24 protein-coding genes are annotated in these 26,990 nt (G+C 65.6%); 3 read left to right on the plus strand and 21 right to left on the minus strand.

Annotated features, from left to right (window positions below; all coding sequences use genetic code 11):
- Positions 1 to 9: 9 nt before the first annotated feature.
- The 3 genes from NW198_RS04975 to NW198_RS04985 form a co-directional block, all read right to left on the minus strand.
- Positions 10 to 906 carry a DNA cytosine methyltransferase gene (locus NW198_RS04975; RefSeq protein ID WP_258340255.1) on the minus strand — a complete coding sequence of 299 codons (897 nt, stop codon included), beginning with the start codon at positions 904 to 906 and terminating at the stop codon, positions 10 to 12.
- The gene (locus NW198_RS04980; RefSeq protein WP_258340256.1) at positions 903 to 1,940 is read right to left on the minus strand and encodes a DNA cytosine methyltransferase; all 1,038 of its coding nucleotides are present in this window, start codon (positions 1,938 to 1,940) and stop codon (positions 903 to 905) included. Before NW198_RS04980 ends, NW198_RS04975 begins: the two co-directional genes overlap by 4 nt.
- An 818-nt stretch (positions 1,941 to 2,758) precedes the next feature.
- Entirely contained in the window at positions 2,759 to 4,285 is a 1,527-nt protein-coding gene (locus tag NW198_RS04985) for a hypothetical protein (protein WP_258340257.1), read from the minus strand.
- Positions 4,286 to 4,665: 380 nt separating this feature from the next.
- Here NW198_RS04985 and NW198_RS04990 point away from each other — a divergent pair, with 380 nt between their 5' ends.
- The gene (locus tag NW198_RS04990; RefSeq protein WP_258340258.1) at positions 4,666 to 5,403 is read left to right on the plus strand and encodes an alpha/beta fold hydrolase; all 738 of its coding nucleotides are present in this window, start codon (positions 4,666 to 4,668) and stop codon (positions 5,401 to 5,403) included.
- Positions 5,404 to 5,478: 75 nt separating this feature from the next.
- Here NW198_RS04990 and NW198_RS04995 read toward each other — a convergent pair whose 3' ends face one another.
- The 3 genes from NW198_RS04995 to NW198_RS05005 form a co-directional block, all read right to left on the minus strand.
- Complete coding sequence (locus tag NW198_RS04995; protein ID WP_258340259.1) at positions 5,479 to 6,756, minus strand: PBSX family phage terminase large subunit; 1,278 nt, start codon at positions 6,754 to 6,756, stop codon at positions 5,479 to 5,481.
- Entirely contained in the window at positions 6,749 to 7,171 is a 423-nt protein-coding gene (locus tag NW198_RS05000) for a hypothetical protein (RefSeq protein ID WP_258340260.1), read from the minus strand. The genes NW198_RS04995 and NW198_RS05000 overlap by 8 nt, the downstream gene beginning before the upstream one ends.
- 71 nt (positions 7,172 to 7,242) lie before the next feature.
- On the minus strand, positions 7,243 to 7,938 hold the full coding sequence (locus NW198_RS05005) for a metalloregulator ArsR/SmtB family transcription factor (protein WP_258340261.1): 696 nt from the start codon (positions 7,936 to 7,938) through the stop codon (positions 7,243 to 7,245).
- Between the two features lie 105 nt (positions 7,939 to 8,043).
- Here NW198_RS05005 and NW198_RS05010 point away from each other — a divergent pair, with 105 nt between their 5' ends.
- A complete protein-coding gene (locus NW198_RS05010; protein ID WP_258340262.1) occupies positions 8,044 to 8,604 on the plus strand; it encodes a DUF5714 domain-containing protein in 561 nt (186 codons plus the stop codon).
- Here NW198_RS05010 and NW198_RS05015 read toward each other — a convergent pair.
- Both NW198_RS05015 and NW198_RS05020 read right to left on the minus strand, forming a co-directional pair.
- Entirely contained in the window at positions 8,601 to 9,026 is a 426-nt protein-coding gene (locus NW198_RS05015) for a hypothetical protein (protein ID WP_258340263.1), read from the minus strand. The genes NW198_RS05010 and NW198_RS05015 overlap by 4 nt on opposite strands.
- A gap of 265 nt (positions 9,027 to 9,291) precedes the next feature.
- Positions 9,292 to 9,993, minus strand: coding sequence for a hypothetical protein (locus tag NW198_RS05020; RefSeq protein WP_258340264.1), 702 nt, complete (start codon positions 9,991 to 9,993; stop codon positions 9,292 to 9,294).
- A gap of 274 nt (positions 9,994 to 10,267) precedes the next feature.
- On the opposite strand from NW198_RS05020, the gene NW198_RS05025 reads away from it, so the two are divergent.
- A complete protein-coding gene (locus tag NW198_RS05025) occupies positions 10,268 to 11,056 on the plus strand; it encodes an HNH endonuclease (protein WP_258340265.1) in 789 nt (262 codons plus the stop codon).
- 109 nt (positions 11,057 to 11,165) lie between these two features.
- Here NW198_RS05025 and NW198_RS05030 read toward each other — a convergent pair whose 3' ends face one another.
- The 13 genes from NW198_RS05030 to ssnA all read right to left on the minus strand — a co-directional run bounded on the left by NW198_RS05030 (position 11,166) and on the right by ssnA (position 26,946).
- Positions 11,166 to 12,014: a hypothetical protein gene (locus NW198_RS05030; RefSeq protein ID WP_258340266.1), complete on the minus strand. Its 849-nt coding sequence runs from the start codon at positions 12,012 to 12,014 to the stop codon at positions 11,166 to 11,168.
- A gap of 2 nt (positions 12,015 to 12,016) precedes the next feature.
- Positions 12,017 to 12,859 (minus strand): hypothetical protein, encoded by an 843-nt coding sequence (locus NW198_RS05035; RefSeq protein WP_258340267.1) that lies wholly within the window; start codon positions 12,857 to 12,859, stop codon positions 12,017 to 12,019.
- Between the two features lie 245 nt (positions 12,860 to 13,104).
- Entirely contained in the window at positions 13,105 to 13,935 is an 831-nt protein-coding gene (locus NW198_RS05040; RefSeq protein WP_258340268.1) for a hypothetical protein, read from the minus strand.
- Positions 13,936 to 13,985: 50 nt separating this feature from the next.
- Positions 13,986 to 14,264: a type II toxin-antitoxin system YafQ family toxin gene (locus tag NW198_RS05045; protein ID WP_258340269.1), complete on the minus strand. Its 279-nt coding sequence runs from the start codon at positions 14,262 to 14,264 to the stop codon at positions 13,986 to 13,988.
- Positions 14,265 to 14,267: 3 nt separating this feature from the next.
- Positions 14,268 to 14,552 (minus strand): type II toxin-antitoxin system RelB/DinJ family antitoxin, encoded by a 285-nt coding sequence (locus tag NW198_RS05050; RefSeq protein ID WP_258340270.1) that lies wholly within the window; start codon positions 14,550 to 14,552, stop codon positions 14,268 to 14,270.
- A 139-nt stretch (positions 14,553 to 14,691) separates the two neighbouring features.
- Complete coding sequence (locus NW198_RS05055) at positions 14,692 to 16,095, minus strand: hypothetical protein (RefSeq protein ID WP_258340271.1); 1,404 nt, start codon at positions 16,093 to 16,095, stop codon at positions 14,692 to 14,694.
- Between the two features lie 63 nt (positions 16,096 to 16,158).
- A complete protein-coding gene (locus tag NW198_RS05060) occupies positions 16,159 to 17,589 on the minus strand; it encodes a sodium:alanine symporter family protein (protein ID WP_258340272.1) in 1,431 nt (476 codons plus the stop codon).
- 338 nt (positions 17,590 to 17,927) lie between these two features.
- A complete protein-coding gene (locus NW198_RS05065; RefSeq protein WP_258340273.1) occupies positions 17,928 to 18,599 on the minus strand; it encodes a hypothetical protein in 672 nt (223 codons plus the stop codon).
- 2 nt (positions 18,600 to 18,601) lie between these two features.
- A complete protein-coding gene (locus NW198_RS05070; RefSeq protein ID WP_258340275.1) occupies positions 18,602 to 19,129 on the minus strand; it encodes a hypothetical protein in 528 nt (175 codons plus the stop codon).
- A gap of 235 nt (positions 19,130 to 19,364) precedes the next feature.
- Entirely contained in the window at positions 19,365 to 22,136 is a 2,772-nt protein-coding gene (gene xdh / locus NW198_RS05075) for a selenium-dependent xanthine dehydrogenase (protein ID WP_258340276.1), read from the minus strand.
- Between the two features lie 11 nt (positions 22,137 to 22,147).
- Positions 22,148 to 22,360, minus strand: coding sequence for a 4Fe-4S binding protein (locus NW198_RS05080; RefSeq protein WP_258340277.1), 213 nt, complete (start codon positions 22,358 to 22,360; stop codon positions 22,148 to 22,150).
- 102 nt (positions 22,361 to 22,462) lie between these two features.
- Positions 22,463 to 25,459 (minus strand): putative selenate reductase subunit YgfK, encoded by a 2,997-nt coding sequence (ygfK, locus tag NW198_RS05085; protein WP_258340278.1) that lies wholly within the window; start codon positions 25,457 to 25,459, stop codon positions 22,463 to 22,465.
- 143 nt (positions 25,460 to 25,602) lie between these two features.
- Positions 25,603 to 26,946 (minus strand): putative aminohydrolase SsnA, encoded by a 1,344-nt coding sequence (gene ssnA / locus NW198_RS05090; RefSeq protein ID WP_087315513.1) that lies wholly within the window; start codon positions 26,944 to 26,946, stop codon positions 25,603 to 25,605.
- Positions 26,947 to 26,990: the final 44 nt, after the last annotated feature.

Raw genomic sequence — 26,990 nt, forward strand, 5'->3', positions numbered from 1 at the left:
ACTCACCTCTTACTGCTCAACGCCGTTCTCATATTTTAAGACACGTTCGGCAACGTATTTCGCCAATGCCGGAGGAACGGCATTCCCGATGGCAAGCTCGACGCTCGTCTTTGCGCCCTCAAGCTTGAACTCCTCGGGAAAGGACTGCAGGTAACTGCGCTCCTTCGTCGTGAGAGCACGAACGCCGTCTTCAATTGCCGCTGCATCGGCATGATGTCGCTTGTAGTTCTCCGGTATCGGCCTGTTAATTCCACGTATCGTCGCGGAGGGCTCGTCAACGGAGAAGACGGCACGCCGGTTGTAGCTGCGCGGGTGCATGTAATAGTACTGCGTGCCGAGCTTGTCACCCAGATAATCCCGCACGGTCATCTGCTTTTCCGCCATGCCCTCGACGAACGACTCGTCGAAGAAACCATCCTCGGCGCCGAGCCTGCCGACCAGAATGAAGCGCTTTCTTGCCTGGGGCACCCCACAGCGGCTCGCATCGAGCACGCGAGAGCTCAATCCATATCCGGCATCCTTGAGCATCGCCTTCATTCGCGGCAGTGTGCCGAACCTCTCGATGTTGTAGACGTTCTCGAACACGACCCATTCAGGCAATACGCCCGCGACAATCTCGGCGAACCGGATGGTAAGGTTCGCCCGTGCCCCCTCAGTGCGCTTGCCCGCAATCGAGTAGTCCTGACAGGGAGGCCCTCCCATGATCAAGTCGGGCCTCAGCTCCTTGATGGTTTCAACGGAATCCTCGTCACAGAGATCCTTCTCATAGATGGGATGCGTGAAGTTCGCGCGGTAAATCTCCACTGCTGGCTTCCAGTTGTCGAACGCGGCGACAACCTCAAATCCAGCCTGCTCGAAGCCGAGGGACATGCCGCCGCAACCAGAGAAGATATCGACGGCCCTCATGCGTCACCACCGTTCTTGCTAGAGATGTAGCCCATTAAGGTTCTCGCGACATAATTGGCAAGGTTGACCGGGACAGCGTTGCCGATCATCGTGTTCACGTCCGATTTGCTCCCGAAGAACTCGAACTCCTCTGGGAAAGTCTGGATGTAGCTGCGCTCCTTCGGAGTCAATATGCGCGTCTCGCTCACAGGGGCAGAGTCGTTGGGGTTGCCCTTATACCCCGGCGGTATGGGACGGTCAACCGCGCGTATGGTCATAGACGGCTCGTCGATGCTGAACACGCCTCTTCGGCTGTAGTTTGTGGGCACACGGAAGTAGTGGTCGATCCCGAGCGAGTCACCGAGGTAGTCGCGAATGGTGAGGGGCTTTTCGCTCAGCCCCTTGTCAAGCGCGACGCCAAGAAAGTCATCCGACTCACCGATGCCCCCGATAACGAACATGCGTTTACGGATTTGCGGCACCCCACAATATGCGGCATTAAGCACCTTGCAGGTAAGACCATACCCCGCCTCTCGAAAGGTATCGCAAGCACGCTTGAACGAGCGCGTGTTTCTTATGGTCGCGACGTTCTCCATCACGAACCACTGCGGTCTTACTCGGGAAACGATCTTCGCGAAAGCAACCGAGAGAATGGCTCGGCCGCCGTTCTCGTCCTGATGCCCAGCCGTCGAGAAATCCTGACAAGGCGGCCCGCCGAAAATAACTGTAGGGGCAAACTCTCGGACGAGAGGGACGGAAGCATCAATATCGGAGAGATCGTGCTTAAAGATGGGATGATCGAAGTTCTTGCGATACACCTCGACAGCCGGGGTCCAGTTGTCAAATGCGGCAAGCACTTTAAACCCAGCGTTCTCGAAGCCGAGGGACATGCCGCCGCAGCCAGAGAAGAGGTCCACAGCAGTGATGCTTTTGCTCTGTACCTGATTCGCAGACAACGCGCTGACCTGCCCTTTCTCCCCAATGCTGTTGCACCGTCTGTTATGATGCCTTTCCTTGCAAGCAGAAGATTTTACCATGCACCGAACCTGGTCCATGGCTCGTCAATCCACCAACTCGCAATCTCCCGCATCGGCCTAAGTCATCAAACAATGGATTAAGCATCAACTGAGCAATCGAGGCAAACGAGAAGAACGTGCGCTCGCAGCGTCAACAGATGCCCAGTCCGCAGCAATGCGACCACATCCAGCACACTGCCGCCATCACAACAACCCAGCATCTCCACCGCAGGATATTCCACGCCGCCAGTCCTGGCCGCCTGCCCGGCCGCGCGCTACGTTGACGATGGTTGACCGCAGCCCGGCCGCCCGCGCTCCGGGTGCGCTGCCGGGCCGTTCGCACCACGCGTCAGCCATGGCGCGTGCAAGTCGACTTGGACGCCCTTGGGCGCATACCGCACGCGTCTTCACCGCGGCTCCGGCAGCCCGCTGCGCGGTCTGCCTCCGCATGTTCGGGTTCAGCCACGCACGGTATGCGCCCAAGGCCTTATGCAAGGATATCTGGCGCCATGTCAGCCGCGTGTCGCGCCCGTCCAGCGGCGCGCACCCTGCGCACGGCCGTCCGGTCTGCTGCCGCATGAGGGTTGTCCGCACGCAACCGGTCAGCCGTCCAGGGCGGGCAGCGTACCTACTCGCGAGACCACCGGACCGCACGCGCAACGGCTCCGAGAGTCTCACGCATGCCCGTCATCCGCGCAAGCGCGGATCGGCTCCGCCGACTGCCCGTAAGCGCCGCTCAGAAGGCCAAGGACGCCCGCGCAGCAGCGCCACGGCGTCCAGGCCGGCGAGCACGCCACCGACCCATACGAAGCCGTACGAGCCCGCATGACGGCGCTCCACTGCCACGACGCCCATCGCTATTCGTCCAAGGCTGCGCCCGCCGAGTCCGTCCCGGAGGCACCGGCACGGGGACGGCCGACGCCAGAACCGCCCGTGCCCGCAAGTCTCCTCGCGGTCTCCTCATCTTCGCCGTACCACTTGGCGCGGTACTCCCACGCACCCATGAGGCCCGAGGCCACCTCCGCCATGTCCTGCCGCTTCTCGGCGCTCGTGTCCGTGATGATGCTGTCGTCGAACGTGACGCGCACCTCGCCCTCGTCGGGCAGCTCAACCCCGAGCGGGCGCGACGCGGCCATGACCGCACGGCAGATGCCCGCTATCGCGCCCTCCAGGGCATGCTCGTGCCGGCGTATGTTGCGCATGAGCGCCGAGTTGTCGGCCGACACCTCCGTGGCCGTCTTCACGTACCCCGCGCCGTCGAAGTCGAAGTACCCCAGCCCGAAGCCCGTCAGGTCGCCGAGCATCTGCAGCGCCGTCCTGAACGCTCGCACCTGGGCGTCGGTCCTCAGCGCGGGCGCGAACTCCTGGATGGTGTCCTCCGTGCTCATGACCTTTCTGAACACGGTGCAGTCCTGCCGCCCGAACGGTATCGAGACCTTCCCGCCGCCCCCGTCCCCCTCCTGGTCGAACAGCACGTCCGAGAGGAACACGCGCATCTTGCCGTTGTCCACCTCGGAGATCATCGCGTCGAAGGCGAGGTCCACCGCCTGAATCGCGTCCACCGCATCAGCGAACACGCTTTGCCCGTACGGTGACATGTCCACGCGCGTGTTGTCCACGGCGGGTCTCACGATGGCGAAGGTGGGATGGGGCGAGCCGGTCTCGTACACGGGGCACACGCCCGCGGGCGCCACCTCGTTTCCGTGCTCGTCGAAGCACACCGTGACGATCCGGTACCCGCCGCCTCCCGCGTCCGCATGGGGCGAGAAGGACGAGCTGCCCGTCTCCGCTGTTCCGTTCCCAGGGGATGAGGATGCCGAGAAACCCGTCCTGCCGCCCCTCAGGTGCATCTGCAGCTGATCGACCGCGCGCCCCCTATAGAACGCCCGCGTGACGAACGCGCACTCCGTCACGCTCTCCTCGTCCCACGTGAGCGGAATCACCATGCGCGCGTCGTAGTGCCGGATGCGCACGCTGCCCGCGTCCGCGTCTACCCACAGCGCCCACGCTCCCGTCCCCATGCCGAACGCCCTCACCACGGTCGCCTGCGCCGCCGCCATGAAACCGCTTCGGGCGAGAAACCCCTCTAACCAGTCCGTACACTCCTGCGCCCCGCACACCACCTGTGTCTTGTCGTTCAGAAGCAGCGACCCCCACTCCCGGCACACCCGCATCGCAGGATGGATCGAGCGCCTGTGCACCTCGTAGACGCGCCCAACGCCGTCGGTGTCCTTGTAGTCGTAGAACGACCCGCACGCCTGCATCCACTCGTGCCATGCGCGTATGTGCGGCTCCATCGCCTCCAGCGGCAGCGAGAACCCGAGCGACCTCAGCCACTCCCTCACATGCTCCGGCACCCAGTACTCGTCATCTAGCCCCTGCACAGCGCACCTCCCGCCTCGTCCGAACACGCCCATTGAACCCGCCCGTCACAAAGGCCGAGAAGGACCCCGAGATTCAGTAGCCAACTGAATTGCGCCATGGGCGAGAAGAACGAGCGCGCACGCACCTACACCAGCGGTTTTGCACATTCCCGCGAGAGCTTGTCGATAACCTCCCGGCGCTCCGCGCGTTCCGTTGCCCAGCGTTCCAAAGCGTTTCACGCCGAGAAGAGCGCCCGGAGGCCCCAATGTGGAAAACTCCCGCATGCGCCCCGTATAATGTCCGCACGGGGCGAGAAGAGCCGTTCGCCCATGCGTCGGCCCAGGCTCGCGGGAGCCTCCAACGGCGCCGCCCGGGCAATGTCCCCGTCGAAAGGATTAAGATGGTCACTCACACGCTCGGCGCGGGCACGCGGACGGCAGTGCTCCTGCACGGGGGCGGCCTCTCGTGGTGGAACTACCGAGCAGTCGCCGACCTGCTCGCCGCCAACGGCTACCGCGTCGTGCTCCCCGTGCTCGACGGGCACGCCGGCTCGGACCGCCCGTTCACCTCGATCGAGGACAACGCCGCCGAGCTCGTGGCCCTTATCGATCGCGTGCTCGGCGGGCACGTCGACGCGCTCGGCGGCGTCTCCCTTGGGGCGCAGGTAGCCCTCGAGGTCCTTGCGCAGCGGCCGCGAATCGCGGAGCACGCCGTCATCGAGAGCGCGCTCGTGCTCCCCATGCGCGCCGCCCGCGCCCTCGTCGCGCCCGTCGTCGCCCTGAGCTACCCGCTCGTGCGGCGCCCCTGGTTCGCGCGGGCTCAGTTTGCGAGCCTCCATCTCCCCGAGGAGCTCTACGAGCCCTACTACCGCGACAGCTGCGCCATTTCGAAACGGGACATGATCGCCTTCATGCGGGCGAACAGCTCCTACCGGCTGAGGCCCGAGCTCGCGGGCTGCGGGGCGCGGGCCACCATCCTTGTCGGCGGGAAGGAGCCCCGCATCATGGTGCGCTCGGCGCGCGCCCTGGCTGAGGCCATGCCGGGCAGCATGCTTGTCGAGCACCCTGGCTGGCGGCACGGCGAGGCGAGCCTGTGGCACCCCGAGGTCTATCTCGAGGCGCTCGAGGGTCGCCTATAAGCGAGCGCCCGAGCACCGCTGCGGCAGATGTAAGGCCTTGCGTATCAGAGTAGGGCGAGAAGAACGCCCGCAAGCCTATCCCCTCAGCACGTCGTCCATCATCGCGTAGCGCACCGCGTCGATGCTGTGGTCGTTGCCGTCGGGGATCTCGTCCAGCCACGTGCCGTCCCGGTCGCGGTCGTACTCTTTCAAGCGGAACTCCTCGTAGGCCAGCGGCGCCCGCTCCGGGTCGATGCAGATCTCTCGCAGCCCCGCCAGCCACTCGTAGGAGAGCCTGCGCATGTTCGACTTCCGCGCCGGCCGCACCCGAAGCCCCGCCTCGCGCCTCCACACGGCCATCGACTGCTTGCCGTCCGGCGTGTCGTCGCACCAGATGAGCTCGTCGTGGAGGTAGACGTCCTCGCCGGGTTCGTCCGCGTAGGTGAGCGCATCGGTCACCATCGCCGCCGTCTCGGCAGGCGTCTTCCTGTTCGCCGAGAGCTCGCCGAAGATGGTGAGCCTCCGCTCGCCGGGCTCCCATCCGCAGCGCACGAACCGCCACGGGTCGGGGAACCGGCCCCAGTCCACGCCGCTTCGCGTGCGCGAGAAGCCCCGGCACGCCGCGTCGGACAGGCGCACGCTCACGACGTTGTTGAAGACGGAGCCGCCCGTCCCCGTGACCTCGCCCAGGTACTCCGAGCGCCACGCCCGCTCGTCCACCGAGCGCAGGTACTCCGCCTCCTCGATGAACGGAGCGCCCAGCCACTCCGGGTGGCTCTCGATGACGTCGAGGTAGCTCGATTGCCGCACCAGCGTGTCCGCGCGCCGCTCCCGCTCCAGCCCCTCGCGGTTCACCCAGCTCCAGAGCGTCCGGGGAGGGTTGTACGAGTAGAAGATCCAGAAGTCGTCGCCGCCGCGCCGAAGCGAGTTCAGGATGCTCCTCACCGCGTCGATGCCGTCGAACTGGTCCAGCTCCTCGAACCAGACCACCGCCGCGTAGCCCCGCGCGAACTTCACGCCCTTGAGCTTGAGCGGGTCGTCGGCGCCCCGGAACACGATTCGCTGCCCCGTCGGCAGGTACGTGAGCTCCATCGGAGAGATGCGCGCGCGGAACCACGCGTCGAGCCTCAGCGCCGCGATCGCCCACGCCATCTGCGAGAACACGGAGTCGCGCAGCGTGTTCGAGAACCTGCGCACCACCACCGCGTTCGCCTCCGGGTGCGCCAGCAGGAGCAGCACGATGCAAACGCTGATGAAGCTCGACTTCGTGGAGCCGCGCCCGCCGTGGAGCCAGTAGTGCGTGTGACCGTGGGCCATCACGTCGCCCAGCACGTCGTGGAAGCACGGGATGACGAGCGAGGAGGCGTCAACCATCGGCGCCGTCCCCGTCGAGGCCGGGCAGCCTCTCCTGCACCGGCTGCGCGAGCACGCCGAGCACGATCTTCGGCGCGGCGTCCGCCTTGGCGTCGTCGCGCTGGCGATCCGCCTTGCCGAACTCGTCCGGGTACTTGCGCTCCAGCAGCCACGCCGCCGCCGTCCAGTACTGGTTGCGCGCCAGCGCCGCCGAGCGGATCGTGGTGAGCAGCGTCCGCTTGAACGCCGACTCCTCCTTTTTTAGTCCCTCGCTTAACGCGCGCTGCAGCCTGTTCTTCGGGTCGCCGATCCAGCGGTAGAACGTCGACTCGTGGATCCCCAGGGCGCAGATGATGTCGCCGTTGGAGAGGCCGTCCGCCTTGAGCGCAATAGCCTCGTCAACCATCTCCTGCGTCAGCTTCGGACGCCTCGCCATGCAATCACCCCCGTGAAAGTCGGTAGACCTCGTCACGGTGGATTGTCCGGGCGCGTCACAAAAGATCGCGGCTAGCCGGCAAGCCCCCTGAGCGCTTCACCGAGGGCTGCCAGGCGTTCGCGGTCGAGGGTGTAGCGCTGCCAGCGCCCGTCCTTGCGCGCGGTGACCAGTCCGCACTCGCAGAGCAGCCTCATGTGATGGGAGAGCGTGGGCTGCCCGATGCCAAGTCCCTCGAGAAGCTCGCACGCGCACGTCTCGCCCCGTTCGGAGAGCGCCGCGAGCACGGAGAGCCGGCTCTCGTCAGCGAGGGCTTTGAAGACGTCGGCGCGAAGGGGGGCGTCCACGCCGGGGACAAGACCGCGCTCAAGGCGGTCCGCGAGGTCACGGACGCGCGCCTCGATTTCATGCGCCGTCGCAAGGAAGGCATCGCTGCCCCTCCCGGTCGGGTCCTCGAGCCCCCAGTCCTCGCGGTGAGTGCAGGGCAGCGCGGGGCAGCTCACGCCGCAGCCCATGGTTACCACGATGTCCACCTCGCCCAGCTCGCCGAGCCCCTTTGGGCGCAGGCCGGAGACGTCGGCGCCGAAGGCATCCCGCAGCGTGAGAAGCGCGTCGGCGTTGACCTCGACGGCGGGGTGGGTGCCCGCCGAGCAGGGGTCGAGCGCATTCCCTGAGACCTCCTTCGCTATGGCCTCCGCCATCTGGCTCCTGCACGCGTTGTGCGTGCAGACGAAGGCGACGCGCGTCCGTCCCGCGTTCCCTGATCCCATGTCCGCTCCTCGAAATGAATGGGCCATCACTGGCAATCCATATTATATCGAAGATAGTCAATGTATAATGAATCGACAGTCATCGATACGACGATTGGAGCGACCATGACAGAAGCACCCTCCGTGCCCTCCTGGGCCTTGGCCATCTGCGAGGGAAGTGTCTCGACCTGCCCTGCCGACGTCCTTGAGGAGCTCATGGCGGCGCCCGAGTGCCCCGAGTTCGGCGCCGCCCACCACTTCCTCGTTGGGGCGGCCCTCCTCGCAGCAGCGCGCAACGCGCTCGGGTCTGGTGACCTGGGCGTCCAGCTCGAGGAGCTCGCTGTCCGGTCGTCCTCCGTGCCCGGCGGCGCGTGCGCGCGCTGGGGAGTCTGCGGCGCCGCAGCGTCATGCGGCATGGCGCTCTCGATTCTTCTCGACAACGCGCCGCTCAGGAAGGAGGGTTGGAGCGAGGTACAGGAGATGGTCTCGGACCTTCTTGGGCAGATCGCCCGCGCTGGCGCGCCCCGGTGCTGCAAGCGGGACTCGCGAATCGCGGTGCGCGGCGCCGTCCAGTGGTTCGACGACCTCCTGGGAATCGAGTTCGCTGCGCCGGCTCACAAGCCCGCGTGCGCGGTGTCCGGCAAGAACTCGGCTTGCCTCGGGGAGGGCTGCCCCTACTTTGTCTAGGCACCTCCCTGAGAACGGCGCTCTCTTCGCCCCTTGAGCCCGTACCTCCTGCACAGGCGGCTGTTTCGCTGCCGCATCCGGTCCCGCTCGCGCCGCACGTCGTCGATTGCCGGCGTTTCCTCGGCAGCCACGCGCTCGCGCTCCAGCTGCTCGTTGAAGGCGCGCTCCTGGGCCAGGTGGTACTCCTCGCTGCACCTGCGGCACATTCCTGTCTGTCGGTTCAGGTTCACGCCTACGGCGCCGCACGAGGGGCACACGGTCCGCACGGCGAGCGAGCAGTGGATCCGCGACGCGCGCATCTCCACCGCCCGCACGGAGTGGGCGACGCCGCACCTCCGCTCGATCTCGGCCGCCGCGTAGGCCGCGCCCCGGAAGCTCACCTCGCGCAGGACGTCGTCCTGCTCCTCCGTCCACCAGCTCACCGCGCGCACCTCCCGCCGCGTCTCACCCTGCCGCCCGGGCGCGTCTCACGCCCGCCTGAGACGCCAATCAGCCCCGCCACCAGCACGAATGCCGCCCGTCTCAACGTCTCGACGGAAATAGGACCCGAGGTCCCCGCCCGCGCGTGCGCGCGCCCGCGCCCGCCCGCGCGCGACGTCCACCCATGTCTCGTCCCCGTCAAGACGTTGAGACGGGAGGAGGGGACGCGCACCCTCACCAGCCGCCAGGGGCGTCTCGACCCGTGTCTCAGCATGGCCCGCCCCCTTGAGACGGCGCCACCGAGGGAGGCGCGCCCGCCGAGCGCTCGAGCAGCGCCTCGAGTGCCGCGTTGTCGATGCAGACGCAGTAGACGCGCGAGTCGCCGAACCGCTTCTGCCGCGTGAAGCCGCGCCCCGCAGGCCCCTCGAGCACGCCCTCGTCGGCCATGAGCAGGAGCGTCTTCTGCCGGTCGAAGTTCGCGCCCGCGAGCGCCTGGTCGAGCACCGACGAGAAGACCCACCAGCGGAAGCCGGGGCGGTCGCGCCGGTCCTCCACCGCGCCCCAGCGCTCCAGCCGGTCCAGCTCCGCCGAGCTCTCGAAGTGCAGGCGGTTCCTCACCAGCCACTCGGCCACGAACTGGATCGCCTTCAGGTCGGTGTCGCCGCCGTCGGCGCCGATGGCGTTCACGAGCGCCCAGCTCGCCATTCGCATCGCGCCGTCCAGCCACGCAGACCACTCGCTTCCCGGCGCGAACACGTAGAACCGCGCGAGCGCGTCGGCGAGCGCCAGGAGCGCCACGTTGTCTGCCTGCGGGTGCCCGCCCGTGCACGCGCACACCGCGTCGCGCACCGCCGAGAACTGCCCCGCGTAGAAGGCCGCGTCGTTTCGCCTCAGCGCCCTCACGGAGGCGCGCCCCACCATGCCGTGCTGCTCGGCCACCAGGTGGTGCATCGCCTGCGCGGCGCGCACGTCCCCGAAGGGCTCCGCGCAGAGCTCCAGGGTGCGGTTGGCCGCGCCCTGCTACGTCGAGGTGCCCACGATGGGGATCTCGCCCGTGGCTATCGTGAGGCAGCGCCAGCTGCCCGCCCTCATCATCGGCCGGTTACTGTTGAGCACCACGCGCTCGTGGCCAATGGAGAGCTAGCAGAGCAGACCCTCGACGCATTGGCGCTTGCCCGAGCCTTCGAAACAGCAACAAAAACGAAGACACCTGGTATCCTGGACGCAGACGGAAGGAGGCGCCATGCCACGCAGGAACTGGACGCGCCGGGAGACCCTCATGGCGCTCGCCTTCTATCTGTGCCCTCCCCTGCCCCGCAAGAACTGGGACGACAACGATGCGGAAGTTCGGCTCCTCGCTGAGAGAATCGGGCGCTCGGAGTCCGCCGTCTGCCTCAAGATCGGTAACCTCAAGGCGTGCGATCCCAATCGCTCAGGAAGCGGCTTTTCCCATGCTGCGACGATGGACGCCCGGGTCATGTCCGAGTACCTCGCCGAACCTGACGAGATCATATCCGAGGCGATGTGGGAGCTCGAGGAGACCGGAATCCAGATCTCCTACGACGGAAGAATCGAGGCGCCGAGCTCTTCTCGCCCCGATCGGCCGCAGCAGCTCGGGCTGGAGCGCGTTGAGCAGGTTCGCCAACGTGTCAACCAGGACTACTTCCGCAGCGTGCTCCTCGCCAACTACGGTGGCGCCTGCTGCCTCACGGGGGTGAGCGTACCCGCGCTCCTCACGGCGAGCCACATCAAGCCCTGGTCGGCTGCGACCCCGAGCGAGCGCCTCGCATCGTCGAACGGGCTCTTGCTCAACGCGCTGCACGACCGTGCCTTCGACCGCGGCCTCATAACACTCGATGACTGCTATCGCGTCGTAGTCTCCTCGCACGTGCCTCACACTCCCGCCAACGACCAGTGGCTCCACTCCTTCGCTGGCAGGCAGATTCACCTTCCGCACGGCGAAGAATTCATCTGGCCGAGCCGTGAGTTCATCCACTACCACAACGACTGCGTCTTCGAGCAGTGCGCGTGAGGGGCAAAGAGCTAACAGTCCCAGCCTCAAAGCCGAGAAGCGCAGAGAAGGCACTCGTCCCGAATGCTCGGCCATGCTTTTGCTGAATCAGTGCCTTGGTCATTGGCCGTCACTCCCGTTCACTCGAAACAACTGCTGGAGTTGCAGCTCCTTCTCCATGTTCAACAACGAGCCGCACTTTTGAGCCAAAGGGGTCAACGAGCAGGCCCATGAGATGCGAGCCGTGCTTTTCCAGAAGCTCGCGAAGCAGGAAACGATCCTCCTCATGCCAGAGCGGGTAAGAGATCACATGACCGCGCTCGTCGATGAACTCATACTCGACGGGCTCGCCATTCTCGACATGAGCAACGATTCTCAACAGGCCGCCGGCGTCCTTGTTTTTCTCGTCTGGCTCCTCCTTAGGCCCCTCTTCCTCCTCGACATGTGAACCCATGTCAACCATATTGTCTGAATAGAGTTCAGCTAAACCTTTGTCCACAAGCCAATCCCAGTCGCTGATGTTATCCATCAGCCAGAGCTCGACCTCCCCTACCAGCTCGTACCTAGGGCTTTTCTCCAATCGAAAGGCGATGCCCTGCCTCAGGTAGTCGTCATATCCCGAGAACGACGGAGCGTACGTTGCGACTGTCTCCCGCTCCTGGTATTTCGACTTGAACCACTCCATATACATGCTCGAGAGCAAGGCCGTGGACAGCGGGAACTCCTTCGTGTCATAAAGTACGGCGTCGCACCCGCAGTACGGACAGAGGGCTGTGTCCGCGCCGTCCTCCTCAGGCATCCAGTCGGTAATCTCGCTCGCCACAAACGAGCTCCCACAGTGGAAACAGCCGCAGCGGAGCAAGCTCCCCTCGAGTATGGGACGTCCGTATGCCGTCAGGCGGTTCAGCGCGTGTCTGTCTTTGTAGCTGAGATGCGGGACCTCAACCGAGGCCTCGTCCGGAACGATGTGACGCCTCATTGTTAGCACCACCTTATTGGGTTGCCCATCTCGAGAGAGGCAACGAGTAGGTTTCGTATGCGTTCCGCAGTCCCGTACTTACCTTCGTAGAGGAAAGGAGCCTTCTTTGAGGTGACATAGAACTCGCGCTCGACCTTCGGAGCCCCCTCCGGCCCGATGGAGTCAAAGGTCTCCGTCGTCGCACCCGTGTCCAGACAGATGATCTCCATCCGCTGACAGCCACTCTCGCTTGGCTTGCCGAACGGAACCTGTTTGAAGTGAGTCGTCTCCACCGGTGGACGCCCCGCATGTAAGAAGCAGACCTTGCCGCCGGTCATCCTCACCTCGTCGAACGGACCCATCATCCACGGAAACGACCCCTTCTCCGTGGAGGTCCAGATCTCCGTATCAGACTCTGCGTCACATAGGACCCACTCATCGACGTCACTGACCTTCTCGATGAACCGATCAAGCTCCTCCAGGGTGTCAGCCGCCATCTCCGCGGGATACGTTCCCCCGTTCGCGTGCGGAAGCAGCTTTGCAAGCAAGGGAAACTCAGCTTCACCGCCAGCAGCCTCAACAAGGGACTCAAACTGAGCACACCCGGACCAGTTGCTCACCCATTCGGAACAGTAGTCTCCGCCTTCATGTTCGCAACAAGACTCCGCCCAGTTCTCAAACTCCCTCTGGAGATCACCATACCGGGCGCAAAACTGACGGTACGCAAGTCTCTCGTGAGCTGTATCCAGCTTACGCGACGAAAGATATCCCTCCTCGTCGACATACACGTCATCCAAGGGGACAGGACCAGGCTTGAGCTTGCCCTCCTCAAAGCACCGGCAGCGCACCGTGGCATCAAGACCCATTGTCTACCTCCAAATCGATGCCCCTCTTTGTTCAAGGCTGCTTGAACGACCGGACAATATTTCGGACTGTGCAGACAACTGAGCAGGGTCGCGCCGCGCTCTTTTCGCATGAATCGCACACGCCCGTGAACAACCAAAGGATTCTTGCCATCGACAGGGAGAAGATTACCCTGCCGGGCATCGGCAAGTCAGCCTAGCCGAGTCTTGTTTTTTTAGACGTAGATAGCGTACTCATACCCTCACTGCTATTCAGGCTCATCGACTTGTCGCATCATCCTTAGATATCTACGTCCTAAAGGAGTAATCGCGTAAGAGTCTGAACGAGTTATTCTCTGATACTTCGGGTCATGCAGCTTTTTTATCTTATTTGAATTTAGATTTTTTATAAGTTCGGACAATGCTTCTTGGACTTCTTCGAGGTTTTGCTCCCGCTTTTCCTCGTTCTTGCTCTGAAGCAAACCAAATCGGCAGAGCTTTTGGCGGATCGACCGGCATTGACTTTCATCGATCCCCTCCTCTGAAATTAGCCGATTGTAGTCATCGTCCGTCCGGCCCTCAGTAAAGTAGCTGCCCCCGTGTAAGTTCAAGACCCTGATATCGAGCCTGCTCAAACGGGACAAATCATCGAACAGGGCCACCATAAAACTGTCGCTGACGCCCTCTTCGCCCATTGCATTAATAAACGCGTGCACGCAATATGCGACCTTTTCAGGCTCATTTTCATTAACTATGCTATCGAGAAAGGCATCGCGGTACATCCCCTCCGAGAACTTTCTTCTCTGATTCTCATCGAGTCGATCGAGTCGCTCGTTCACCTTGTCCATGCTTGCAGATAGCTCGGAAATCAGCTCGATTACATTCCTCTCGAAACGACGAACCTTGTACCCCATAACAGCACCAAACACGCCCGGTGCAACTGCTCCAACAACGCCATCTGCCACGACGGATGCTGCCCCGTGCAAACCAGCCTGAGTAAGTGCGGCGGATAACTTTGGCAGATTATCGAGGACCGTCTCCGTTCCGGACTCCACAATTGCAAGTGAAGCGTCTTTGACTTTCTCTACCAGCTCACCCATTGTCTTCTCCCTAATTCGGGGGACTAGTCAGCCCAAATCGAAATATCCCTTTACAACCCCAACAACTCGCTATGGCTTCCCGTACGCGTAGCAACGAGCAAAAGCCCCTCTTCATCCACGCGATAGATAAGCAGCCAGTCGGGCTCGATGTGGCACTCGCGGTGACCGCGATATGTCCCACCGAGCGAATGATCGCGCATCGCATCGGGAAGCGCTTCTTCTCGAACGAGCGTCTCAAGGGTCCGCTCGAGCTTTGAGAGGTCCTTGCCCTGTCGCTTCACGCGCTTGTAGTCCTTCTTGAACTTGGCAGTAAATCTCAGCTCCAGCATGGCCTACTCCTCGTCGAGCGCGGCCATTGCCTCCTTGACTGTGTGATAAGGGCCGGAGAGGTTCCTGCCCGCCACCGCATCGTCCATCGCAGCAAGTGTCTCCTGGCTAAATCCGTATGGATTGGACGGATCAAACGGGAAGCCCCCGCGACGGTTGAACGCAGACACGAACATGCGGATTGCGTTGCTCGGAGAGGTGCCAATCTCGTCGCAGATCATGGAGAAGCGGTCCTTCTCGTCCTTGCGAAGCTTCGCAGAGATGGACTCGGTCGCAGCTGCGGTGGCCATGGATACTCCTTACTACAACCTCCTACTTTATCGTACATTGTATACCCAAGGATATTGCGTCCGAATCCCATATGTTTAGTCATCCGTGAGTCCCGCCAGTACAGTTGCCAGCGAAGAGCGCCTCGCCCAGATACACCACCTACATTCGCACGAGAAGCGTGGGCGCGTCAGCAAACAGCTCAGGCTCGCTGTACTGAAAGCCGTTCGCCAGCGTCTCCGTCCGCATCGCAATCACCTCGTAGGGAGGAGCGCTGTCAACGTCCTCGGCGGCGGGGTTCTTCTCGACCCGATAGAGCGTGGGCGCAAGGCCACCCGGCGTGACGCCCAGCTCCGCAAGGCCCGTCTGCGGGTCCTGGTTGTCATACGCCAACCTGATGTTAAACCAACCTTTGTCCCGCACGCTTTCCGGCAGACGCGCAAAGAGGTCTGGGGCCACCGCTAGGCTATAGGCCTCAAAGGCCCCCGGTGCGAACTCGCGCTCGTCAAAGCGCTCGAGGCTCCCACTCTCCTGGAGTTCCTCCAGCGAGACGGGACTCTCCACGGTCTCCAGCTCCACATCGCCCGTGCGCAGACGCACGCCGCACTCGTCGGAGGTGACGTAAACGCCCTTGCCCACGGGGAACCACTCCACGATGAGCCAGCTGCCAATGTCATCGGCACCCGTATCACTATCGTCAAAGGGACTGAGCTCGCCGAGCTTGCCGTTCTCCGCGTCGCTGGTGACCACAGCGTCGTCGGTGATACCGGGCACCCCATCGCGACACCCAGCCTGGTAGACGACCACCCGCGTCTCCGTTTCCCCGTCCATCAGGGGAAGCAGCGCGCGGCACGCCCCCTCGATGGGCGCCACCCACGCGGGCGTCTCGGGAACGTCTGTCGGGAAGCCGTCCGCATAGTCCGCGTCCGCACCGGAGAGCTCGATCTTAACGTACGGCACACCCAGGCTGACGCGCGAGGCCTCCTGCTCGAAGAAGCTGTCGTCGCCCGTGTAGCGCGCGTAGAAGAACGAGGCGCTCTGCTCCACGGTCGTCTCGAGCTCGCCGTTCTTCTCGCCAGCTGGATCCTCCGGCCAGTAGTACGTCGAGATGCACCCCTCAAAGAAGCCGTCCTCCTCAAGCGGGACGCCGTTCACAGTCACGGATGCAACGTCGCAGCCCGCGTCCCCCAGGCGCTCGCAGCAACCCTCGAGCTCCTCGCGGAAGCGCTGCTCGTAGGCTGCCGTGACCTCGTCCTGCTGCCGGTTGTCGCCAACGACGCCGTCCTCAAAGTCCACGAGCACCGTCTGACCGTCGCTCATGGTGCAGAACGCCCGACCGGACGACTGGTAGCCAAACAGGACGTACGACCGGTCCTCCCAGACGTCGACCACGTGGGCGTCGTCACCGTACTTCTCGGCGTAATACCGCTCCGCCTGCCTGGCAACGCCCTCTTCGTCGAACTCCCCCAGGTTGCCGCAACCCACAAGGGCAAGAACGGTCACCATGACGAGAAGAACGAGCGGGGCGAGCTTGCGGCGCAAAATCGGAGCGGTGGCATACGTCATGGGGAACCTCCCGCGCGAGGGGGATTGTGGCTCCATTGTCGCAGAACGAACGCCAGGGGCCCGCTACTTGTCCCTGAACGACAGCATCCCGCTGTAGTCCGCGTCCCGCGGGCGCCGGCGGTCGGGGTCGCGGAAGAAGTCCGCCGCGAGCCGGCGAATCACGGGCGAGAGCGCGATCAACGCGATGAGGTTCGGGATCGCCATGAGGCCGTTGAAGCAGTCGGCGAACTCCCACACCACGTCGAGGTTGGTCACGCAGCCCGCGAACACCATGGCGACATAGGCAACCTGGTAGACGCGCACGGCGGCGCGCTGGGCGCGGCTCTTGCGGAAAAGGTACTCCACGCACTTCTCGCCGTAGTAGTACCACGCGATGAGCGTGGCAAACGCAAAGAGCATGAGGCCCACAGTCACGATGTACTGACCGCCGGGGATGCTCTGCCCAAAGGCCGCCGAGCTCATGGCGCCCTCGGACATCATGGGGTCAGCATGCCACAGTCCCGAGGTGATGATCACGAGGCCCGTAATCGTACACATGACGATGGTGTCGAAGAACACCTCGAAGGTGCCCCACAGGCCCTGGCGGGCGGGGTGGTCAGTGTCGGCGGAGGCGTGCGCGATGGGCGCCGAGCCCATGCCCGCCTCGTGGGTGAACACGCCGCGCGACATGCCCACGCGGCACGCGTACATGACCGTGGCGCCCAAAAAGCCGCCCGTGGCGGCCGTGCCCGTGAAGGCGTCGCGGAAGATCTGGGCGATCGCCGCGGGAATCTCGGCGGCGTTCACCACGAGCACCGCAGCGGCACCGGCGAGGTAGAAGATGGCCGCGAAGGGCACGAGCCTCTCGGTGATCTGCGCGATGCGGGTGATGCCGCCGATGAGGACGAACCCCGCGAGCAGCGCCACGACGACGCCGATGACGGGCAGCGGCACCCCAAAGGTGGCATTCACGCTGCCGGCGAGCGAGTTGGCCTGCACGCTCGCGCCGATGCCGAAGGACGCGAGGAAGCCGAGGGCGGCGAACAGCATCGCGAGCCAGGTCTTGCCGAGGCCGCGGGAGATGTAGTACATGGGGCCGCCCACGATCTCGCCGCGCTCGTTGCGCGTGCGATAGGCCACCGACAGCGTGACCTCGCAGAACTTGATGACCATGCCGGCCAGTGCGGAGAGCCACAGCCAGAAGATCGCCCCCGGGCCGCCCGTTGCCACCGCGAGCGCCACGCCCACGATGTTGCCGGTGCCGAGCGTCGCGGCAAGCGCGGTGCATACCGCCTGGAAGGGCGAGATGGTGCCCTCCCCTGCCTCGGACGGGTCTCGGCGCTGGAAGAGCGTCTTGGTGGTGTAGCGCATGACCACGTTGAAGCGCGTGAACACGGCGCCCTTGGTGACGACGAGCAGGAACACGCCGGTTCCGAGCATCAGCACGACCATGGGGACGCCCCACAGCACGTTGTCGTTCAGCGCGGTGATGGCGGACATGAGGAAGTCGAACATGAGGGGCCTCTCGATTGGCGCGCGGGGCGACGTCAGCTACACAAAGGTCAACTTTGCCCTACCTGTGTTTCCGCAGCGTGACGGGAGCGTTGATTGTCGAGCCGCCAGCCGCCCACGCGCGCGACGCCCCGTTTTACCGCCAGTGGCGGTAAAGAGTTGGCGGTAAAGCCGCGGGCTTTTGCCTTGGCGGCGTCCGGGCGATGTGTACGTTTCTCGGCGGTGTGCGCACTCGTCAGCGTTGTGCGCACTCGTCAGCAGCCCGTCTACCTGCGGCTCTGTTGAGAAGGACCTCTGGGGCAGTGTGCACACCGCCGACGAGTGCGCACAACGCCCCGGCGTCACGTGCGCGCGACGATGAGGCGCAGCTTCCAGTCGTTGGGATCGGCGATGAGGCCCCTCAGGCGCGGGCCGTACTTCTCGACAAGATCGCGGACAAGACGCTGCTGCCCGGACATGATCGTGTAGGGCAGAGCCCTCCCCCGCTCGTCAACGAGCACCAGGTCACGAGGACCGCACGTCACGATTCGCACCATGCCGCCGGCGTCGTCGCAGCCAAACTCGCGGAACAGGTCCACCTCGCCTACAGCCTCGTCCGAGGGCCTGCTCCCCATCCGGAACGGAACCCCCTGCCGCAGCCAGTCATCGTAGTACGAGAAGGACGGGGCGTAGGTCGCGACCCTTTTCCGTCCCTCGTACTCCGGGCCAAACCAGCCCAGGTAGAGGGTCGTGAGTAGCGCCGTCGACAGCGGGAACGCCGGCGTCTCGAATATGACGGAGTCGCAGCTGCAGTGGGGGCAGAGCGCGGTGTCAGCGCCGTCCTTCTCGGCCATCCATGAGATGACCTCACGCGCGGGAAACACACTCCCACAGTGGAAGCAGCCACAGCGACGGTCGCTCCCCTCGAGCTCGGGGCGGTTGTACGCCGTCAGGCGGTTGAGCGCGTGGAGGTCTTCGGGGCCGAGATGGGGAACCTCGGCCGAGGGGTCGTCCGGAACGACGCGACACGCCATCGCTAGCACCACCTTATCGGGTTGCCGGACGCGTGCGAGGCCTCGAGCAGGTGGTGCAGGCGCTCCGTCGTCCCGTACCTGCCTTCGTGGATGGCCTGCGGCGCATTTGCGACGACCCACTTGGCGAAGCGGTCGAGCTCGGCCAGCGTGGCGGCCGCCTTCTCGGCAGGGTAGGTTCCGCCGTTGCCGTCCGGCAAGAGTGCGCTGAGCAGCGGGTAGTTCTTCTCGCCACCCACGCGCTTGACGAGCTCCCGGAACTCGGCGCACCCCGACCAGTTGCCCACGTGCTCGGTGCAGAGCTCACCGTCCTCGTGCTCGCAGCAGGAGCGGAGCCAGTCGTTGAACGCACGCTCCAGGTCGGCATAGCGAGCGTCGAACTGGCGGCGCGTGAGCCTCTCGCGTGCCTCGTCGAGCGTGCGGGACGCGAGGTAGCCCTCTTCGTCAACGTACACGTCCTCGAGGGGCACCGGCCCCGGGCGGAGCCCGCCCTCCTCGAAGCACCTGCAGCGCACTGTGCCGTCCAGACCCATGGCCCTCCGCTCGCTCGTCTTCACATGACCATTATGGTCGTACAAAAGTCGGGGATTCTTGAGGATGCCGGGACGTTTTCCCAGTTGGGCTGTTCGGGGCTGCGGAGATTTGTACGACCAACCGGCTTGGGAGTGTACACATCGCCGGGGAGTGCGCACATCGCCAAGCGGAGGCCCGCCGGGCATGGCAGAACCGGCGGGCCTCCAGAAAGGGATGTGCAACGAAGCGGAGCTCCTAGTCGCGCGAGTAGTACGTGTGCTTGAGCGGCAGCTCGCACTGGAGCTCGCCGGTGAGCGCGCGGTAGGCGTTCTGCACCGCGGGCGCCGTCGGGATCGTGGCGATCTCGCCGATGCCCTTGCCGCCGTACGCCACGTCCAAGAGCTCGTCCTTCTCGACGTAGATCGCGTGGATGTCGGGGATGTCCGGCGCCCTGAAGAGGCCGAGCGTGCCAAACTTCACCTGCGGCACGCAGTCCTCGAGGTCAAAGCGCTCGGTCAGCGCGTAGCCCATACCCATGAGCACGCCGCCCTCGATCTGACCCTGGATGGCGATGGGGTTCACCACCTTGCCGGAGTCGTGCGCGGCGTGGACCTCGGTCACGCGGCCGTCGTCGTCCAGGATCACCACGTGGGTGGCGTAGCCGTAGGCCACGTGGCTCTTGGGGTTGGGGACGTCCGCGCCGAGCTTGTCGGTCTTCTCGAGGTACTCGTAGGAGAACTCGCGGCCCTCGAGCTCGGCCAGCGCCGCCACCGGGTCGCTCGCGTGGTAGCCCGCGCCCGGGCCCACGTAGGGCGTGCCGTCGGCGTACTCGACCACAAAGCCGTCGCCGTGAGCGACCACCGGCTCGGAGCCGGTCTCCGTGCCCTCCTCCACCGCGAGCATGGCATCGCGCAGCAGGAACGCAGCGCCGCGCACGGCCTCGCCGGTGATGAGCGTCTGGCGCGAGCCGGAGGTGGTGCCGGAGTCGGGCGCGTTCTCGGTGGAGCACTCGCCGTTGGCGATGTGCGACAGGGGCAGCCCCGTGGCCTCGGCCACGTCCTGCAGGAAGACCGTGTTGCAGCCCTGGCCGATGTCGGAGGTGGCGGAGTAGACCACCGCGCGGCCGTCCTCCACGCGGATCTTGCAGCGACCGGCGTCGGGCAGGCCCACGCCCACGCCGGAGTTCTTCATCGCGCACGCGATGCCGGCGTGGCCGGGGTGCGCCTCGTAGACGTCCTTGACCGCGAGCAGCGTCTCCTTGAGCGCGGTGGAGCGGTCGGCGATCTGGCCGTTGGGCAGGACCTTGCCCGGCTCGATGGCGTTTCTGTAGCGGATCTCCCACGGCGAGATGCCCACCTCGTCGGCGAGAAGGTCGATGAGACTCTCGAGGGCGAACTCGCTCTGGCACACGCCGAAGCCGCGGAACGCGCCGGCAGGCGGGTTGTTGGTGTACCAGCCATAGCCGCGGATGTCCGTGTTCTGGTAGCAGTACGGGCCCACGGAGTGCGTGCAGGCGCGCTCAAGGACCGGGCCGCACAGGCTCGCGTAGGCGCCGGTGTCGAAGTTGATCTCGCAGTCCAGGCCCACGAAGGTGCCGTCCTCGTCGCAGCCGAGGGTGAAGGTGCCCTCCATGTAGTGGCGCTTGGGGTGGAAGTTGATGGACTCCTGGCGCGTGAGGCGCACCTTGACCGGACGCTTCACGGCGAGCGCGGCGAGCGCGGCGAGGTGCTGCACGGAGACGTCCTCCTTGCCGCCAAAGCCGCCGCCCACGAGCATGGTCTCCACGACCACCTTCTCGGGCGTGGCGTCCCAGCCCAGCATGTGGGCGATCTCCTTGCGGGAGTCGTAGGCGCCCTGGTCGGACGAGCAGACCTTCACGCCGTCCTTGTACGGGAAGGCGACGGCGCACTCGGGCTCGAGGAACGCGTGCTCGGTGAAGGGCGTCTTGAAGGTGCGCGTCACCTTGTGCGCGGCGCCCGCGAGCGCGGCGGCCGCGTCTCCGCGGACCACGTGGCGCTGCTGGCAGATGTTGTTCTCGGGCGTGACCCAGTTGCCGAAGGCGAGATAGGGCTTGTGGAGGACGGGCGAGCCCTCCGCACGGGCCTCCTCGATCGAGCGTACCGGCTCGAGCACCTCGTACTCAACCTTGACGGCCTTCTTTGCCTTCTCGAGCGTGGCCGCGTCCTCAGCAACGACGAGCGCAATGGCGTCGCCGACGCAGTGGGTGATGTCGCCCTCAGCCGTCATGACGTCCCAGTCGTAGAGCAGGTGCCCCACGGCGTTCACGGGCACGTCGGCGGCCGTGAGCACGGCGAGGACGCCCGGCATGGCGCGGGCCTTCTCGGCGTCGATCTTGACCACGCGGGCGCGCGGGTACTTGGAGCGGACGGCGCTCGCGTAGGTGAGGTCGGGGAAGTCGCGCTCGTCGATGTCGTCGGGGTACTTGCCGTACCCGAGGACCTTGCGGCGCACGTCCACGCGGAAGGCGCGCTTGCCCACGCCGTAGTCGTCGCCGCGCTCGAGCTCGGGGTCGATGCTCTTCTCGCCCCGCAGGATCGCGGCGGCGAGCAAGATCCCCTCGATGATCTTCTTGTAGCCGGTGCAGCGGCAGACGTTGCCGCGGATGGCCACCTTGACCTGGTCCTCGGTGGGGTCGGGAACCTTGTGGACGAGGGCCGCGCCCGCCATGACCATGCCGGGGATGCAGAAGCCGCACTGGACGGCGCCCACGGCGCCGAAGGCGTAGACGAAGGCCTCCTGCTCCTCGTGGGGCAGGCCCTCCACGGTCACGATGTCGCGCCCGTTGGCCAGGCGCGTGGTGAGGACGCACGCCTTGGTGGCGCGGTCGTCCACGAGCACGGTGCAGGTGCCGCACGCGCCCTCGGAGCAGCCGTCCTTGACGGAGGTGAGCTTGAGGTCATCGCGCAGGTAGCGCAAAAGCGGCTTGTCGCAGGTGACGACCTGCTCCTCGCCGTTGACGGTGAAGCGGTACTCGGCGGGTGCCTTGACGGCGGTTCCAGCAGCCATGGTCTCCTCCCCTACTGGGCCGGGGCGTAGATGCCCAGTGTGTCGTGGATGACGCCCTTGCGGCACTTGGTCGCGCACATGCCGCAGGCGATGCAAAGGCTGTAGTCGATGCGAGCCTGCTTGTCCTCGACGTGCATGGCGCCCGCGGGGCACGCGCGCTCGCAGAGGCGGCAGCCTATGCAGCCCTCGTCGGCGACCCAGATGCGCCTGGTCTCGTCGTCCATGTCTCTCCCCTCGTCGGTCAAAACGGGACGGGCCCCTTTTGACCCCTCGTCGCGTGCGAGGCCCGCGGGCGAGAAGAACCTCGGCCCGCGGGTCGCACGAAGTTACTTGGCCAGCAGGTAGGCGTAGTCGTCGCAGACCGCGCAGATGGTGAGGCGCACGTCCTCGGGCAGGCCGCACGCGGCGTCGCGCACGTCATAGGTGCCCTCGCCGCCGGCGAGGCGCACGCGGACGCGTCCGTCCGACAGCGGCAGGAAGCCGCGGTTCTCGCTCGCGTCCATGTCCTCGGCGCTCCAGAAGAGCGTGAGCTTGTCCTTGTAGGGACGGCCGCTCCACGGGCAGAAGACGGCGCAGTTGCCGCACTCGTTGCACATGCCGTCCACGTGGACGACCTGCTGCTGGGCGAGGCCCGGGACCTTGATCGCCACGTTGGCGCGGTTGGGGCAGACGTCGCAGCAGACCTCGCAGACGGTGGCGCAGCCCAGGCAGCGGCTCGTGCGGTCGGCGGCCACGTCGACGCAGACGTCGCCCTTGCGCGCCATGATGGCGTCGAGCTTGTCGGCGCGGACGTTCTTCTCCTCAAAGGCCTCGAAGGTAGCGCCGACCATGGCGCGCGCCACGGCCTGCGCGTCGGCGATGGCCTCGACGAAGGTTGCCGGCCCGCGGCGGCAGTCGCCGGCGGCCCAGACGTGGTCCACGCCGGTGGCGGTGCCGGCCGGACGGCCGCGACGGTCGAGCTCCACGCCCGCGCCCTCGTAGAGGCCGCGCTCGATCTGCTCGCCCACCGCGCAGATCACGGCGGTGGCGGGCACCTTCACGGTCTCGCCGGTGCCCTCGGGGCGACGGCGGCCGGACTCGTCGGGCTCGCCGAGGCGCATGACCTCGCAGGCCAGCACGTCATCGGTCACGCCGAGCGGGGCGAGAAGCTCGCAGAGCTCCACGCCCTCCTCGAGGGCCAGCTGCAGCTCCTCCTCGTCCGCCGGCATCTCCTTCTTGGTGCGGCGGTAGACGATGCGCACGTTCTGCACGCCGACGGCGCGCTTGGCCACGCGCGCGGCGTCCATGGCGGTGTTGCCGGCGCCCACGATCACGACGTCGGTGCCCAGCGCCATGGGCTCGCCGGCCTTGGCGGTCTCGAGGAACTCGAGGACGTCGATCTCCTCGCCGGCCTTGAGGCCCACCTTGCCGGGCGCCCACGCGCCGGTGGCCACCACGACGTCGGTGAAGCCCTCGTCAAGCAGCGCCTGCACGCTCGTGACCTCGCGATCGAGCACGGCCTTGGCGCCAAAGGCGAGGCAGAGCTCGACGTCGCGGTCGATGTCGTCGTGGGAGATGCGGAACTCGGGGATGATGTGGCGCGCGACGCCGCCGAGGGCGCTCGTGCGCTCGAAGATCGTGACCTCGGCGCCCGCGCGCGTGAGGAAGAACGCCGTGGCGAGGCCGGCCGGGCCGCCGCCGATGACGGCGACGCTCTTGCCCGCGGCGCCCGGGACCGGCGCCACCGGGGTGGCCTTGAGCTCGCGCAGGACCTCGTCGAAGCCGCCGCGGGCGGCGTCGAGCTTGTGGTCACGGATGCGCGCGCCCTCGGGCTCGTAGAAGGCGCGCTCGCACTTGGCGCCGCAGGGGTGCGGGCAGAGGTTGCCGGTGATGTGCGGCAGCGCGTTCTTCTCGACGATGATGCGCAGGGCCTCCGCGAACTTGCCCTCGTCGACGCGGGAGAGGTAGGCCGGGATGTCCTGGCTGATGGGGCAGCCGGTGCGGCAGGGCGCCGTGAAGCAGCTCATGAGTGGCAGCTCGGCGTCGATCTTGTGCGGCTTGGCCGGCTTGATGGGCTTCTGGTAGTCCTTGCCGGAGGCAACGCGGGCCGCGAGCTCGGTCACGGCGTCCACGTCAACGACCTCGGCGCGCTTCTCGCCGGCGAGAAGACCGGCGATCTGGAAGAAGCGCTCGTAGCCGCCGGGCTTGAGGACGTTGGTCGCCATGGTGATCGGCCAGATGCCGGCCGCGTAGAGCGCGCGGATGTTGCGTGCGTCGGCACCTCCCGAGTAGGAGATGCGCAGGCGGCCGTCGAACTGCTGGGCGATGCGGCGCGCGAGCTCGATCGTGAGCGGGAAGAGCGAGCGGCCCGACATGTACATCTCCTCGGAGGGCAGCTCGCCGCGGGTCACGTCCACCGGGAAGGTGTTGGTGAGCTTGACGCCAAAGGCGAGGCCCTTCTCGGCGCAGAGCTTGATGAGGCGCTCGAACATGGGCACGGCGTCGGCCCACTGAAGGTCCTCGCGGAAGTGCGTGTCATCGAAGACGATGTAGTCAAAGCCGAGCTCGTTGAGGCGCTCGCGGGCGAAGTCATAGCCCAAGAGCGTCGGGTTGCACTTGATGTAGGTGTTCACGCCCTTCTCGGTGATGAGGTAGGTGGCGATGCGCTCGATCTCGTCGGGCGGGCAGCCGTGGAGCGTGGACTCGGTGACGGAGTTGGAGACCTGCGGGGAGACGGAGTTCACGAAGTCCGCGTCGACGTTGTCGAAGCGGTCGAGGTTGGCGAGCGCCCAGTCGCGGCACTCGGCCCAGACGTCGCTCCCGGAGGCGTCCTTCATGCCCTCGATGTAGGCGTCGACCTTGGGGCTCTGGATGCCCTCGAGGCTGTAGCCCACGGACATGTTGAAAACGAAGCCGTCCGGGTCGCCGAGGCCGTACTCGCGGGCGATGAGCTTGCACGCCCACCAGGCCTTGACGTACTCGGCGAAGGCGTCGGGCACCGTGAGCTCGGTGGACCACTCGCAGTTGTAGCACTCGTCCTCGGCCACGATACAGGGCTTGTTCACGCAGGCGGAGAGCTCCTCGCCGTCCATGATCTGAACGGTCTTGAGCTCGAAGAAGCGCGAGCCCGCCACGTAGGAGGCCACGATGTTCTGCGCGAGCTGGGTGTTGGGGCCGGCCGCCGGGCCAAAGGGGGTCTCGATCTTCTCGGCAAAGATCGGCTCGGCGCCGCCCTCGTGGACGTAGGCCTTGCGCACGCCGAAGATGCTTGCCTGGGTGTCGTGCTCGGTCAGAATCCAGTCCATGACCTGCGCAAACGGAATCGGCCTCATGACGTCGCTCATTGTTGCTCCTCTCCGATGAGGCGAGGGGACGGTCCCCTTGCCTCATGTGGTCCGCCGGCGAGACCGCGCGCCGGCGAAAGGTGACGATCGGCCCCGCGGAGGCCGAGTGGGGCCGGGCGCCCCTCGCGCCCGGCCAACGGTTCCTAGTACGTGCGCTCGTTGAGCGTGCCCCAGAGCTTCTTGCTCTGCTCGAGGGTCCAGGCGTTGATGCGCTCCTCGTCAAAGGCCACGAACTCGCGGTCCTTGTAGAGCACCTTGCCGTTGACGATCGTGGTGCGGCAGTTCTTGCCCATCATGCCAAAGAGCATGTGGCCGTCGATGTTCTCGTCCGAGAAGGGCGTGAAGACCGGGTAGTCCATCACGATGACGTCGGCTGCGGCGCCCGGCTTGAGGACGCCGACCTCGCGCCCGAAGTAGGCGCTCGCCATCGCGGGGTTGTTCTGGAAGAGCATCGTCATGGCCTCGACCCAGCCCACGTTGGGCATGGCCGCGTTGTGGCGCTGGATGATGAGGAAGACCTTGAGACTCTCGAGCATGTCGTGCGTGTAGGCGTCGGTGCCCATGTGCACGGGGATGCCGCGGCGGAAGAACTCGAGCACCGGCGCGCAGCCCACGGCGTTGCCCATGTTGGACTCGGGGTTGTTGACGATGTGGGTGCCGGTCTCCTTGATGATGTCCATCTCGGCGGGCGTGACGTGGATGCAGTGGCCGAGCATCGTGCGCGGGCCGAGAAGGTCGTGCTGCAGCAGGCGCTCGATCGGCGAGATGCCGCCGCGGTTGAGACGGGAGTCCCAGACGTCGTTCATGCCCTCGCAGACGTGGATGTGGAAGCCCGTGAGTCCGCCATTGGCCTCGGCCATCTTGTCCATCGTCTCGTCGGAGAGCGTGAAGGTGGCGTGCCCGCCGAACATCGCGGCGATCATGCCGGAGTCCTGCTTGGCGGCCCACTGCGCGAACTCGGCGTTCTCGGCGATGGCCTGGTCGCGCTTCTCGTCGCCGCGACGGTCGGAGGTCTCGTAGCACAGGCACGCGCGGATGCCCGTCTCCTCGCAGACGTCCTTGATGGCAAACAGGGAGCCCGGGATCTCGCAGAAGCTCGCGTGGTGGTCGAAGATCGTGGTCACGCCGTCGCGCAGGCTGTCCAGCACGGTGGCGTAGGCACTCGCGCGGGTGCCGTCGAGCGTGAGGTTGTCGTCGATCTTCCACCACTGCTGCTCGAGGTTCTCGAGGAAGTTGGTGGGGTTGCAGCCCTTGATGGACAGGCCGCGGGCCAGGCCGGAGTAGATGTGGGTGTGGCAGTTCACCAGGCCCGGCATGATGACGCCGCCGTGGGCGTCCACGACCTCGGCGCCCGGGTACTTCTCGGCGAGCTCGGAAGCGGGGCCGACCTCGGCGATCTTCTCGCCATCGATGGCGACGGCGCCATCCTCGAGGTAGGCGTTGCCGGCATCGCGCGTGATGACGCGACCGTTGGTGACGAGCAGCATGGCTCCTCCTTCTATCTGGCGAGAAGAACGCTCTTCTCGGCACG

The organism is Thermophilibacter sp. ET337 (assembly GCF_024733715.1).
Taxonomy (GTDB): Bacteria; Actinomycetota; Coriobacteriia; order Coriobacteriales; family Atopobiaceae; genus Thermophilibacter.